The organism is Nonomuraea sp. NPDC052129, from assembly GCF_040680095.1.
Classification (GTDB): domain Bacteria; phylum Actinomycetota; class Actinomycetes; order Streptosporangiales; family Streptosporangiaceae; genus Nonomuraea.
In genome coordinates, this window is the sequence record NZ_JBFAVX010000036.1 from 86,979 (window position 1) to 99,265 (window position 12,287).

Sequence of the window (12,287 nt, forward strand, 5' to 3'; positions counted from 1 at the left end):
CAACCACCGCTCCCGCCCCCAGGAGGGAAAGGGTGACGGACCGGGACCGGTCGCCCGCCAAGCGGGTGCCAGAGCGCCCCGATCACTCCCGCGAGCGCGTCCGCGGCCTCGAGAGGGTCTGGCTGCTCGTCTTCCTGGCCCCTTTCCTTCTGCTCTATCTCGGTTTCACCATCTGGCCGCTGATCGCGACGATCTACTACTCCTTCTTCGACTGGTCGGGCGTCGGCCCCATCGACAACTTCGTCGGGGGCGGTAACTACGGCACGATCCTGGCCGACCCGCTGTTCTGGCTCTCGGTGGTCAACACGCTGGTCTTCGCCCTGCTGACGACCGTCATCAAGCTGCCGATCTCGCTGCTGGCGGCGATCCTGCTGACCCGCAAGTGGCTGCGCGGCAAGCGGTTCTTCCGGACCATGTTCTTCGCGCCGCTCATCATCCCCGTCGCCATGGCGGGGCTGGTGTTCACCTACCTGCTCAACCCGTCCAACGGCGCGCTGAACGCGATTCTGCGCGACCTCGGCCTGGTCGACCAGGGGTTCGACGTGTTCGCCAACCGGTGGAGCGCGCTGGTCGTGCTCGTGCTCGTCTCCATCTGGCAGATCTTCGGCCAGTACATGATCTACTGGATCGCGGCGCTGCAGAACGTGCCCGAGGAGGTCTATGAGGCGGCCGCCATCGACGGCGCGGGGGAGTGGAAGAAGCTCACCCGCATCACGTTGCCGATGATCAGGCCGGTCGCCGTGATCATCGCCCTGCTCGGCCTGGTGAACGCCATGCACGTCTTCGGGCTGGTCGTCACGCTCACCGCGGGTGGGCCGGGCACCAGCACCTACGTGGTGTCCTACTTCATCTACCAGAACGCCTTCGGCTCGGTGCCGTTCGCCTACGGCTACGCCTCGGCCGCGGCGCTGCTGTTCTCCGTCATCGCCTTCGTCCTGGTCTCCGCCCAGGGCCTGGCGGTCCGCCGGGCTCAGCGGCTCAGGAAGGAGTACGGCGTCTGATGGCAGCGACCACTCGTGCGGCCCGGCGCAGCCACGCCGTGCGGGCCAATCTCATCGCCCTGCCGATCCTGCTGGTCGTCGGGCTCGTGTGGGTCTATCCCTTCCTGTGGACGATCTCGGCCGCGTTCAAGACCCAGGCGGGGATGTTCACCAGCGGCGCGAGCCTCCTGCCCGACCAGCTGAACTTCGACAACTTCGTCCGGGCCTGGGTCAACGCCGGGTTCTCCGGATACTTCTTCAACACGGTGCTCTACTCGGTCGCCTCGACCCTGGTCGAATTGGTCAAGGCGGCCCTGTGCGGCTACGTGCTGGCCAGGTACGAGTTCCCGGGCCGGACCCTGCTCTACCGGATGATCGTGGGGACCCTGTTCATCCCGGTCGCCTCGATCATCGTCCCGCAGTTCGTGCTGATCGAGAACCTCGGCCTGCTGAACACCCGGGCCGGGGTCATCCTGGCCATGTCCGGCGGCGCCGGCGCGCTCTACGTCCTGCTGTTCGTCGGGTTCTTCTCCAGTGTCCCGACCGACCTGTTCGAGGCGGCCAAGCTCGACGGGGCCGGTTTCCTCAAGACCTTCCGCCTCATCCTCCCGCTGGCCAAGCCGGTCATCGCGGTGGTGGTCATCTTCCAGTTCATCAGCAGCTGGAACGAGTTCAACATCCCGCTGGTGTTCACGCTCGGCCAGCCCGAGTTGCAGAACCTCGCCGTCGGGATGCTGTCCTTCCAGGGCGAGCACGCGACGGACTGGACCGGGTTCGCCGCCGGGATGACGATCTCGTTCCTGCCGATGTTGATGATCTTCCTGTTCTTCCAGAGCTACTTCACGCGCGGCCTGGCCGGCGCCACGAAAGGATGACCGCGTGAGGCATGGGGCGTTCGCCTACACCTGGGACGTCGTGGGCGACCCCGCGGCGGCCGAGCGCATCGCCGGGCTGGGCGTGAGCAGGGTGACCCTGCAGGCCGCCTACCACTCGGTCCGGGGCGTCACCCCGTGGCATCCGCGTCACCGGATCGTGCAGGCCGACCACGCGGCGGCCTACTTCCGGCTGCGTCCCGAGCGCTGGCGCGGGCGGCTGCGGCCGTACCCGCCGAGCTGGGGAGTGGCCGACGAGGACCGGTTCGGCACGGCGCTGGCCGCGCTGGCCGGGGCGGGGCTGCGGGCGGAGGCCTGGCTGGTGCTCACGCACTCCTCGGTGCTGGGCCGCGAGGCGCCCGACCTGACGGTCACGAACGCCTACGGCGAGTCCTACCCCTACGCTCTCTGTCCCGCTCAGCCCGCCGTCCACGAGTACGCGCTCACTCTCGTAGGCGAGGTGTGCGAGCAGTACGACGTGCCCGCGCTGATGCTGGAGGCGTGCGGCTGGCTGGGCATGGAGCACGCCGGTCACCACGAGAAGACCTCCGGCGCCGGCCTGTCCGCCTGCGGCAAGGCGCTGCTGTCCCTCTGCCTGTGCCCGGCCTGCCGGGCCGGGCTGGCCGGGCGCGGCCTGGACGTCGAGGAACTGGCGCGCGACGTGCGCGCCGCCGTGGACGGGGAGCTCCAGCGGGGCGTCCCGGCCGGGACGAGCCTGGACGAAGTGCTCGGCCGCGAGCGTGCCCAGGCGGTGTACGGTCACCGCGGGCAGGTCATCGCCGGCCTGGTCCGGGACGTGGCGGCGCTGGCCGGCGGCCGTGAGCTGCTGCTCATGGCCACCGACGACCCGCAGGTCACCGGCCCCGACGTGGGGATCGACCTGGCCACCTTCGACGCACCGGTCGACGCGTACGTGCTCAAGTGCTGGGGCCAGGAGGAGGCGGCCCTGGCCCAGATGAAGGCCGCGGCGAGCCATACCGAAGTCCCGCTCGTCGCCAACCTGACCGTGCTGGAGGACGGGCACGCCCGGATCCCGGCTTTGGCCGCCGACCTCGTCGCCGGGGGCGCGCGGCAACTGCGTTACTACCACGCCGGGCTGGGCTCACCCGCCCGCCTGGCAAGTTTGCGGGCGGCGGCTCGCTTGAAGGAGAAATAATGCTGAACGGCTTGTACGTGATGGACCCGAACCGCTTCGACGACGTCTACGGCCCGGATGCCCGGACCGCGCTTGAGCAGCATTTGGCCATCGACTCTCCCTTGCTCACCGCCGACCGGCTCACTCCCGACGTGCTCGGCGGCATTGAGGTCCTGGTGACCGGGTGGGGCGCGCCCAAGCTGGACGCCGAGTTTCTCGCCGCCGCACCCAAACTCTCACTGGTGCTGTACGGCGCGGGCTCCATCCGCTCGATGGTGACCCCGGAGATGTGGGCCAGGGGAGTGCGGGTCACCACGGCGGCCACGGCCAACGCCGAGCCGGTCGCCGAGTTCGCGCTGTCGCAGATCCTGTACGCGCTCAAGCACGGCTGGCGCTACGTTCTGGCCGCGCGCGCCGCCGCCGCCACCGCCCCGCGCGGACCCGAGCTGGGAGCCTACGGCGCGACGGTCGGGCTGGTCTCGCTCGGCGCCACTGGCCGGGCCACGGCGCGGCTGCTGGCCCACCACAAGCTCGACGTGCAGGCCCACGACCCGTACGCCGACCCGGCGGAGGCCGAGCGGCTCGGGGTGCGCCTGGTCGGCCTCGAGGAGCTGTTCGCCACCTCCGACGTGGTCAGCCTGCACGCCCCGCTCACCCCCGAGACGAGCGGCCTGGTCGGCGCCGCGCTGCTGGAGTCGATGAAGCACGACGCCACCCTGATCAACTCGGCGCGCGGCCAGCTGGTCGACGAGGCCGCGCTCGTGGACGTGCTGAGCCGGCGGACCGACCTGTTCGCCGTCCTCGACGTCACCCACCCGGAACCGCCCGTCGCCGGGTCGCCGCTGTTCACGATGCCGAACATCGTCGTCACCCCGCACGTGGCGGGCAGCCTGGGCCACGAGCGGCGCCGCCACGGCGAGGCGATGGCCGAGGAGCTCGCCCGCTACCTCGCGGGGGAGCCGCTGCGGTACGAGATCACCGAGTCCGGCCTCGCGAGAAGGGCGTGAGCACCACCCTGGTGCTGTTGCCGCCGCACGATCCGGCCACCGCGGGCTGGCAGGCCCGGCTGGAACAGGCGGTGCCGGGGCTCGTCGTCCTAGAGCCGGAGACCCCGGCGGAGGCGGCGCGGGCGCTGGCGGAGGCCGACGCCGCCTACGGCACGCTGCCCGCCGACCTGCTGGCGCACGCCGGGCGGCTGCGCTGGTTGCAGGCTCCGCAGGCCGGGCCGCCTCCGGCCTTCTACCATCCGGCCCTGGTCGCGCACCCCGTACAGGTCACCAACATGCGCGACACCTACACCGACCACGTGGCCGCGCACACGCTGGCGCTCGTGCTCGCGCTGGCCAGGGACCTGCCCAGGTACGCCCGCGAACAGGCCCGCGCGCACTGGGCGCCCGACTGGGACCCCGGCGCCGTGCTGCCCATGAGCGAGGCCACGGCCCTGGTCGTGGGGGTGGGCGCGATCGGGTCCGAGGTCGGCAGGCTGCTGGCGGCGTTCGGCACCAGGGTCGTGGGCACGGACGCCCGGCGCGGCGGGCCCGTGCCGGGCTTCGCCGAGGTGCTGCCGCCGGACGCGCTCGACCGGCTGCTTCCCGAGGCGGACCTGGTCATCCTGACGATCCCGCACACCCCCGCCACCGAGGGCCTGCTGGACGCGCGCCGGCTGGCGCTGGCCAAGCCGGGGGCGTACGTGGTCAACGTCGGCCGCGGCCCCATCGTCCGGCTCGACGACCTGGCCGCCGCCCTGTCCTCGGGCCACCTGGCCGGCGCGGCCCTGGACGTCTTCGAGACCGAGCCGCTCCCCGCCGACCACCCGCTCTGGCGGCGTCCCGACGTGCTCATCACCCCGCACGTCGCGGGCGTGGGACCGCACGCCTCGGAGCGGTGCTTCGCCGTCCTGCTGGAGAACGCCCGCCGCTTCGTGGCCGGGCGCGAACTGATCAATGTGGTGGACAAGTCGGAATGGTACTGATCACGTGAACCAGATAGCACGCGTCGAGACCTTCACCGTGGCCCTGCCCTCGCTGCGCGACTTCGCGGTCGCGGGCGGGTCCGTGGTCCAGAGCGGCCGCCCCGCCATCAGGGTCCTGGTGAAGGTCACGGCCGACGACGGCGCCATCGGATGGGGCGAGTCCACCCCGATTCCCTCATGGACGTACGAGACCACCGAATCCATCGTCTCCACCATCGAGGGCTACCTGGCCCCGGCCGCCGTCGGCCGCCCACTGTGGGACCTCGACGGGCTCTGCCGTACCTTCGACCGCACCATCAGCAAGGGGTTCTCGATCGGCATGCCGCTGGCACGCGCGGCGGTGGACGTGGCCTGCCACGACGCCTACGCCCGGAGCCTGGGCGTGTCCCTCGGCGAGCTGTGGGGCCGGCGCAGGCGCGACACCATCGAGCTGGCCTGGATCGTGTCGGGTGAGTCGGCGTCCGAGGCCGCGGACTCGGTGGCCGAGGGCCGCGCGCACGGCTACCGTCACGTCAAGGTCAAGCTCGGCCTGCACACCGAGGACGAGGACGTGGCCATCGTGACCGCCGTACGCGCCGCCGCGCCCGACGCCGTGCTCTGGGTGGACGCAAACCAGGGTTACACGGCCGCCGCCGCGCTCCGGGTGGCCAGGCGCCTGACCGATCTGAACGTCGCCGTCTTCGAGCAGCCGGTGCCCTCCAACGACCTCGCCGGCCTGCGCCGCCTGCGTGACGCCAGCCCCATCCCGGTGGCCGTGGACGAGAGCCTGCGCCACCCGAGCGACCTGGCGACCTTCGTCCGGCTTGACGCCATCGACGTCGCCGTGGCCAAGGTGCAGCGCTGCGGCGGGCTGACCCTGGCCCTGCGCCAGTGCCAGCTCGCCGAGGACAGCGGCCTGGCCGTCATGGGCTCCGGGCTCACCGAGTCCGACATCGGGCTGGCCGCCTCGCTGCACCTGTTCGCCGCGTTCGGCGTGGACACGCCCGTCGACCTCAACGGCCGGCAGTTCATCACCAGCCCGTACGCCACGGACCCGGTCATCACCGTCGCCGACGGCGTCGCCCACGTGCCCACCGGCCCCGGCCTGGGGATCGGCGTGGACGAGGAGGTGGTCCGCTCGCTCGCGGCCTGACAGGCGAGTCTTGCGGCGGGCTCAGCTGAGGGGGCCCGCTCCCAGCGGCAGGTCTTCTCCGCGGGCGAGGAGGCCGGAGATGGTCACTTCCAGCGCTTGGCGTACCAGCTCGGTGAAGTCCACTTGCATGGGGGCCAGCGCCGGGTCGGAGGTGTAGGCGGCCAGGAGTGCCTCTGTGGGCCGGCTGTACGGCCAGGCGGCGCTGACCGTCAGCGTGGCCAGTCCGACGAGCCGGAAGGCGTCCTGTGTGCCGAGTTCGGGCAGGTAGCGGAGAATCAGCCGGACCAGGGATTGGAAGGCGTGCAGGGTGGCGTTCTTGTGCTGGATGGCGACTTCGGTGGACACGTTGTGTTCCAGCACCGCGGCTTGCGTGCTGATCAGGTCGCACAGCACCGGCCGCCCGGTGATCGACTTGGCCAGGATGGCGGCCAGTTGGTCTCCACGTTGCCGTGGTGTGCCGCTGGTGGGTTCGAGTGACTGCTCCAGTTCGGCGATCCAGTCGTGGATCTCTGTGTCCAGGAGCTGGAGCAGGACCGCCTCGCGCGATTCGAAGTAGCGCAGCACGTTGGGCTTGGCCAGGCTGGCGCGGCGGCTGAGTTCGTTCAGGCTCAGTTTCGCGACCGGCATCTCGGTCAGCATCGCGGCGGCGGTGTCGAGTATCTGCCGCCGTCGTTCGCCGCGTTGCTCGTCGTTGCGGGCGCGCTTGAAGGTCACGGCCACATCCTACATACCGGCGGTCTTTTGCTAGGTTGCCGATGGTTCGAAGGTTATGCTCGATGTCGCGGAACCGGACGTATCGCCGCATGACTCCCGAAAGGGACCATTTCGAGAGAGATGAGGTGGGTCTGGTGGGCGAGAAGGTCACCGATCGCGTGGAAGCAGCAGGTCTGGTGGATGGCGGGGGAGCGGCGGGTCCGGGCGACGCGGAGCGGACGCTCGTGGACGACATGGTCCGCGTCGCGACCGAATTCCTCGACTCGCTCCCGGAAGCGCTGTCCGCCCGAGCGGTGCGGACCCCCTTCGATGACCCGGCCGTCGAGGCCGAGCGGGTCCGGTGGTTCTACACTCCCACCGACCACGGCGGGGTGCCGCTCGGCGAACTCTCACCCCGGCAGCAGGGCCTCGCCATGCGGCTCCTGGCCAGTGGCCTGACGCGCCCGGCGTACGCCACCGCCTGCGTCATCATGGGGCTGGAGAACGTCCTCGACGAACTGGAGGGGTGGAGCGTCGACTGGGGCCGGGAGCGTACCCGCGACCCGGGGCTGTACTGGGTACGCGTCTTCGGCCGTCCCGGTGACCCCCTATGGGGGTGGCGTGTCGGCGGCCACCATGTGTCGGTGAACCTGCTGATTCACGAGGGACGGATCGCGGCGTCGACACCGTCGTTCCTGGGCGCCAACCCTGCGACATCGCCGCTGCTCGCCGGGACGCTGCGCCCGCTCGGCGGGGCCGAGGACCTGGCTCGCTCCGTGATGGGCTCGCTTCGCAGGCCGGACCAGGCGCGGGCGCTGCTGCACCCCCGCGCGATCTCCGACATCGTCTCGGGCAACCGCGCCCGCGTACGCCCCGGAGACCGCATGATGCACTTGCAGGACCTGTTCCGCGGACCGCTGCCCACGCCGGAGCTCTCCGCGCTGGCCCACCGGCTCGACGAAGCCGCCGAGCGCGACTCCGGCTACACCGAGCAGGACCACGAGACGATGGCGCTCACCCATGACCCCCAAGGGGTCCCTGCCCACGAGATGACGGGGGAGCAGCGCGGGCTGCTCCGCGAACTGCTGGCGGCCTACACCGACCGCTCTCCGGCACCGGTCGCCGACGCCTACCGCCGCCACTATCTCGTCGAGCACAATCTCGACCGCGTACATTTCGGCTGGGCCGGCAGCGTCTCGCCGGGCGAGCCCCACTACTACCGGCTCACCGGACCACGCCTGCTCATCGAGTACGACAACACCCAGCGCGCCGCCAACCACGCGCACTCCGTGTGGCGGGACCCGGACGGGGACTTCGGGATGGACCTGCTCGCCTCGCACCGGACCGAGATCCCGCACTGACCGCCCGCCGCTAGCCGGCCTGCTGGGCGATCTGGATCAGGTTGCCGCAGGTGTCGTCGAGCACGGCGGTGGTCACCGGCCCCATGTCGACCGGCTCTTGAGTGAAGCGCACGCCGAGGCCGCGGAGCCGCTCGTACGTGATTGAGGCGTCGCAACCAGCTCTGGTCACTGCACGCTCGCGCCCCCAGAGGGCGCTGGCAAGCCGCTACTTGCATGTCAAGCGAGCACGAGCGGCCGTTGTCACCCGCGGCGCCAACGGGGTCGGACTGGCGCGCGTGCGACGGGTAGCCGGTCAGCCGCGGCTGGGCACGGCGAGGGGATGACCGCGCAGGAGGTTCGTCGCGATGGCGGCGGCCTCCTGCACCGCGGAGACCAGGTCGCGCTGGGCGGCCCTGAATCGCGTCACGGGCACCGACACCGTGTACGAGCCCGCCGGAGCGCCATCATGATCGAAGTAAGCGGCGGAGGCGCAGCAGACGCCTTCGCTGAACTCCTCCAGGTCGAGCGCGAAGCCCTGCCGGCGGATGTTGCTGAGCTCCACGGTCAGGCTGTTGACGTCGCCGTGGGTGTGCGCGGTCAGCCGCCGGAGCTCGACCCCGCGGAACATGATCTCGATCTGCTCGCGCGGCAGGTGCGCCAGCACCGCCTTACAGGAGGCACGGGCGTGCAGGTCGCCGGTGTAGCCGACGTCGAGGCCGCGCACGCCGCGCGACTGCTCACTGGCGATGAACTGCAACAGGGTGATGACGCCATGATGCCAGCCGCTGACATAGGAGGTCTCCCGCGTCCGGGCGTGCAGCCTGGCCAAGACGGCGAACAGTTCGGGAAGGGGCTCGAACCTGGCACCGAGCTGGCGGCCGAGGGAGGCGCCGTGCGGGCCGACGTCGACTCGCCCACCGGGCAGTCGCACGATGTAACCGCCCGCCTTGAGCGTGCGCAGGATGTGGTAGCAGCGACCGAGGCTGAGGTCGAGCTGCCGACTGAGGCTCTTGGCCGTGGCCTGGCCGCCCATGTGGGCGACGGCCCGCAACACGTCGAGGCCGCGCAGCAGAGTCTGCAGGCTGCCGTCCTCGGTGATCTCGGCGTTCTCAGTCACGGGGCCATCGAAGCCGGTCTTCGACTATCAAGTTTTCGACTATAGCGAAAAAGGCAAGCGCTCCTTGAGCCGATGTGCTCGGCGAAGGTCATGCTGCAAACCGCCGAACAGGCGCCATAACCGACACATCCGCTGAGGAAGGATCACATGCTCAGCTCCGAGCAGTTCCGGTCGCACTTCCCCGCGTTGCAGCGCCACGTGTGGCTCGACACACCGGCGAGCCCGCCCGCCGCGCTCGGCGTCGTGCACGCGCTGCAGGCGGCCCTGGACTCGTGGCTGTACGGGGAGTTCGATTGGCGGGAATGGGACCGCGCCCCCGCCGAAAGCAAGAGATCTGTGGCCCGGCTGCTGGGCATCGCCGAGGAACGGATCGCCGTGATGGGCTCGACCGCCGAGGCTGCCGCGACCGTGGCCAGGTCGTTGCCGCCCGGACGGATCGTGTTGCCCGCCCAGGAGTTCCGGAGCAACCTCTTCCCCTGGTGGCAACTGGAGGCCGCCGGACACGAGGTGGTGCTGGTGCCGCCCAGGGACGGCCACACCCGTACAGAGGACCTCGTGGCCGCACTGGATGCGCGCACTGTCCTGCTCGCCGTCAGCGACGTGTTGTCGATCGACGGCCACCGCGCCGACCTGCCGGCGCTGCGCCAGGCCACCGACGGCGTGGGCGCCCGCCTGTTCGTCGACGCGACCCAGTCGCTCGGCGTGCTCCACCTCGACATGGAGCGGGTGCGTCCCGACTACCTCGCCGCGCACGGCTACAAGTGGATGCTGTGCCCGCGCGGGGCCGCCTGGCTGGTGACAGCGCCCGAGCACATCGACGGACTGGTTCCCCTGCTGCCGAGCTGGAGGTCCACCGAGCGGCCCTACGAGTTCTTCGGCGGGCCGTACGTCCACACTGACAGCGCGGCGCGCTGCGACACCTCGCCCGCCTGGCTCTCCTGGGTCGGCGCGCTGCCCGCACTGGACCTCCTGCTCGACCTCGACGCCGAGCAGGTCGAGCGCCATTGCCTACGGCTGGCCGCCGACTTCCGGGCCCAGGTGGCCGAGACGAAGGCCGGCACCCCCCTTCCCGGCTCCCAGAGCCACATCGCGGTGGTGCGCGTCATCGATCCGGACGCGGTCCGGGCCCGCCTGGCGCGAGACGGCGTCCGCGCGACCGTGCTCGGCGACCGGCTGCGGGTGGGCTTCCACTACTTCAACAACAGCTCCGACGTCGAACGAGCCGCGAACGCGCTATTTGATCAATGAGGTGAGTGAGATGCCCAAGCGCTGGAACCCGGTCGGCGTGCCCGCACCCATCGGCAACTACAGTCACGTTGCCACGGTGCCGGAGAACACCACGCTGGTGTTCGTCTCGGGGCAGGTGGGGAACCTGCGAGACGGCTCACTCGCGGGACCGGACGCTCTGTCGCAGACCCGGCAGGTGTTCGCCAATCTGTGGTCCGTACTAGACGAGTTCGGGGCGACACCGGACGATGTGGTGAAGCTGCTGACCTTCGTATCGAGCACCGAGCATCTGCCCGGCTTCTTCGCCGCCCGGGACGAGGTTTTCGCCGAGTGGTATCCCGACGGCGACGTCCCGGCGCACTCCCTGGCCGTCGTCGCCGCACTCGCCACCCCGGAGCTCACCGTGGAAGTTGAGGCCGTCATCGCGGTACGGGGCGACGCCCGAGCATGAGCGCCGGCCGGGTCGCCCTGGTGACCGGCGGCGCCTCCAGCTACGGCGCCGCCCAAGCTCGGCTTCCTCGCTCTCAGAACCGATAGCGGAGAATGCGCGCCCCTTGCCGCGACAAGGCCGTGCTGCGGGCGGTGAGACGGGTCAGCGCGCGTAGGGGTTGCGGGAACCGGGCTATTTCCGGTGCGCGGGTGAGGATCCGCTCCTCGACCAGTTCGAGGTCCGCGCCCCAGGACTCGGGTTCGTGCGCATCGTCGAAGCCCTGGGCGGCGGTGATGCCGAGTGCCTTGATGGTCGGGTGGTACTTCATGGCCCAGGCCGCGAAGCGGGTGTAGCCATTGAGCGCGAGCTCACCAGAGGGGAAATGGCGGGTCAGCTGGCGAGTCATCATCTGGAAGGAGTCGCCGGGCATGAAGGGCAGCAGCCCTTCGGCGACGATGACGGCGGGCCGGTCGTCGGGGATGGCGGCGAGCCAGCCGGATTGGGTGAGGTCGGCTCCGACCAGGTGGGAACGGCTGGGCAGATGCTCGGATCGCAGGTTCACCACTTCGGGGAAGTCGATGTCGTACCAGTCGACGCCCGGCGGGGGATCGCAGCGCAGCATCCTGGTGTCCAGGCCGCAGCCCAGGTCGAGCACCACGCATCCGGGATGAGCGGCGGTGTAGGCGCGTACGACGTCGTCGAGCTTCTTGGCGCGCAGTGCGGTGGTGAGGACGAGATTGGGTTTGACCTTCAGCTTGCGGAAGTCGTAGTCGATTCCGCCGGCCAGGTCGGCGGAGAGCCTGTCGCCGAGGATCGGGCTGGGCAGCTCGGCGTCCAGGGCCCTGGCATAGAGGGTGAGCAGCAGTGTTTCCTGGATCAGCCCAAGTTTGGGTTGCCAGCGGTGCATGATGGTTCCTTAACGGCGTAGCGGATGGCGGGCTGCGAGGTTCTGCAGCCAGGTCAGGGAGTCGTGGGCGGCCTTGATGCGCTCAGCGCGGTGCCCCTCGCCGCCGACGAGGTCGAGTCCTTCATCGGCGATCTCGCCGAACGCGCCCAGGCTCTCGAGCTTGCGCTGGATGACCTTCTGCCAGGCGTCGTCCTCGATGCAGTAGTAGGCGGTGCGATCGCCGGGCCTTCTCACCTTCTTGACCAGGCCGATGGCGGTGAGAAACCGCATGTTCGAGGTGAGCGAGGCCCGGCTGGCCTGGATCACCTCCGCGATCTGGCCGGCGGACTGCTCGGCCGGATCGCAGATCATGAGCCACCCGAGGATGCGTCCGGTGATGGGCGGCAGCCCCCATTCCTCGACGCAGAAGGCGGTCACCCGCTCCACCCATCGAAGCAGTCGGTCCTGGTGTTCCTCACTGCTCATCTTCGGATCCTCCTCGG

13 protein-coding genes and 1 pseudogene are annotated in these 12,287 nt (G+C 70.3%); 9 read left to right on the forward strand and 5 right to left on the reverse strand.

Going from position 1 to position 12,287, the window contains the following annotated elements; all coding sequences use genetic code 11:
* Positions 1–32 precede the first annotated feature (32 nt).
* Genes AB0L53_RS48060 through AB0L53_RS48085 form a run of 6 tightly spaced genes read left to right on the forward strand, consistent with a single transcriptional unit; the run spans position 33 to position 6,091 of the window.
* A complete protein-coding gene (locus AB0L53_RS48060) occupies positions 33–1,001 on the forward strand; it encodes a sugar ABC transporter permease (protein ID WP_357956622.1) in 969 nt (322 codons plus the stop codon).
* Positions 1,001–1,855 carry a carbohydrate ABC transporter permease gene (locus tag AB0L53_RS48065; protein ID WP_357956620.1) on the forward strand — a complete coding sequence of 285 codons (855 nt, stop codon included), beginning with the start codon at positions 1,001–1,003 and terminating at the stop codon, positions 1,853–1,855. The genes AB0L53_RS48060 and AB0L53_RS48065 overlap by 1 nt, the downstream gene beginning before the upstream one ends.
* Before the next feature lie 4 nt (positions 1,856–1,859).
* Positions 1,860–3,008 carry a hypothetical protein gene (locus AB0L53_RS48070; RefSeq protein ID WP_364010100.1) on the forward strand — a complete coding sequence of 383 codons (1,149 nt, stop codon included), beginning with the start codon at positions 1,860–1,862 and terminating at the stop codon, positions 3,006–3,008.
* Entirely contained in the window at positions 3,008–3,994 is a 987-nt protein-coding gene (locus AB0L53_RS48075) for a hydroxyacid dehydrogenase (protein ID WP_364010103.1), read from the forward strand. Before AB0L53_RS48070 ends, AB0L53_RS48075 begins: the two co-directional genes overlap by 1 nt.
* Positions 3,991–4,959: a D-2-hydroxyacid dehydrogenase gene (locus AB0L53_RS48080; RefSeq protein WP_364010106.1), complete on the forward strand. Its 969-nt coding sequence runs from the start codon at positions 3,991–3,993 to the stop codon at positions 4,957–4,959. Before AB0L53_RS48075 ends, AB0L53_RS48080 begins: the two co-directional genes overlap by 4 nt.
* A gap of 4 nt (positions 4,960–4,963) precedes the next feature.
* Positions 4,964–6,091, forward strand: coding sequence for an enolase C-terminal domain-like protein (locus AB0L53_RS48085; RefSeq protein ID WP_364010109.1), 1,128 nt, complete (start codon positions 4,964–4,966; stop codon positions 6,089–6,091).
* Positions 6,092–6,112: 21 nt separating this feature from the next.
* Here AB0L53_RS48085 and AB0L53_RS48090 read toward each other — a convergent pair whose 3' ends face one another.
* The gene (locus AB0L53_RS48090) at positions 6,113–6,805 is read right to left on the reverse strand and encodes a TetR family transcriptional regulator (RefSeq protein WP_364010112.1); all 693 of its coding nucleotides are present in this window, start codon (positions 6,803–6,805) and stop codon (positions 6,113–6,115) included.
* A 134-nt stretch (positions 6,806–6,939) separates the two neighbouring features.
* Here AB0L53_RS48090 and AB0L53_RS48095 point away from each other — a divergent pair, with 134 nt between their 5' ends.
* Positions 6,940–8,145: a DUF3500 domain-containing protein gene (locus AB0L53_RS48095; RefSeq protein ID WP_364010115.1), complete on the forward strand. Its 1,206-nt coding sequence runs from the start codon at positions 6,940–6,942 to the stop codon at positions 8,143–8,145.
* Positions 8,146–8,155: 10 nt separating this feature from the next.
* Here the strand turns inward: AB0L53_RS48095 and AB0L53_RS48100 are convergent.
* Both AB0L53_RS48100 and AB0L53_RS48105 read right to left on the reverse strand, forming a co-directional pair.
* Positions 8,156–8,281: pseudogene (locus AB0L53_RS48100) on the reverse strand (VOC family protein); the annotation flags it as partial.
* Between the two features lie 156 nt (positions 8,282–8,437).
* A complete protein-coding gene (locus AB0L53_RS48105; RefSeq protein WP_364010118.1) occupies positions 8,438–9,241 on the reverse strand; it encodes an IclR family transcriptional regulator in 804 nt (267 codons plus the stop codon).
* Positions 9,242–9,388: 147 nt separating this feature from the next.
* Between AB0L53_RS48105 and AB0L53_RS48110 the strand changes: the two genes are divergently transcribed.
* Both AB0L53_RS48110 and AB0L53_RS48115 read left to right on the forward strand, forming a co-directional pair.
* Positions 9,389–10,489: an aminotransferase class V-fold PLP-dependent enzyme gene (locus tag AB0L53_RS48110; RefSeq protein ID WP_364010121.1), complete on the forward strand. Its 1,101-nt coding sequence runs from the start codon at positions 9,389–9,391 to the stop codon at positions 10,487–10,489.
* A 10-nt stretch (positions 10,490–10,499) separates the two neighbouring features.
* Positions 10,500–10,919 carry a RidA family protein gene (locus tag AB0L53_RS48115; RefSeq protein ID WP_364010124.1) on the forward strand — a complete coding sequence of 140 codons (420 nt, stop codon included), beginning with the start codon at positions 10,500–10,502 and terminating at the stop codon, positions 10,917–10,919.
* 73 nt (positions 10,920–10,992) lie between these two features.
* On the opposite strand, the gene AB0L53_RS48120 is transcribed toward AB0L53_RS48115, so the two are convergent.
* Both AB0L53_RS48120 and AB0L53_RS48125 read right to left on the reverse strand, forming a co-directional pair.
* The gene (locus tag AB0L53_RS48120; RefSeq protein WP_364010127.1) at positions 10,993–11,805 is read right to left on the reverse strand and encodes a class I SAM-dependent methyltransferase; all 813 of its coding nucleotides are present in this window, start codon (positions 11,803–11,805) and stop codon (positions 10,993–10,995) included.
* Positions 11,806–11,814: 9 nt separating this feature from the next.
* The gene (locus AB0L53_RS48125) at positions 11,815–12,270 is read right to left on the reverse strand and encodes a transcriptional regulator (protein WP_364010130.1); all 456 of its coding nucleotides are present in this window, start codon (positions 12,268–12,270) and stop codon (positions 11,815–11,817) included.
* Positions 12,271–12,287: the final 17 nt, after the last annotated feature.

Coding starts and splice junctions, on each gene's coding strand:
- AB0L53_RS48065 (WP_357956620.1), top strand. CDS start 1,001: ATGGCAGCGACCACTCGTGCGGCCCGGCGCAGCCACGCCGTGCGGGCC.
- AB0L53_RS48075 (WP_364010103.1), top strand. CDS start 3,008: ATGCTGAACGGCTTGTACGTGATGGACCCGAACCGCTTCGACGACGTC.
- AB0L53_RS48110 (WP_364010121.1), top strand. CDS start 9,389: ATGCTCAGCTCCGAGCAGTTCCGGTCGCACTTCCCCGCGTTGCAGCGC.
- AB0L53_RS48115 (WP_364010124.1), top strand. CDS start 10,500: ATGCCCAAGCGCTGGAACCCGGTCGGCGTGCCCGCACCCATCGGCAAC.
- AB0L53_RS48120 (WP_364010127.1), bottom strand. CDS start 11,805: ATGCACCGCTGGCAACCCAAACTTGGGCTGATCCAGGAAACACTGCTG.
- AB0L53_RS48125 (WP_364010130.1), bottom strand. CDS start 12,270: ATGAGCAGTGAGGAACACCAGGACCGACTGCTTCGATGGGTGGAGCGG.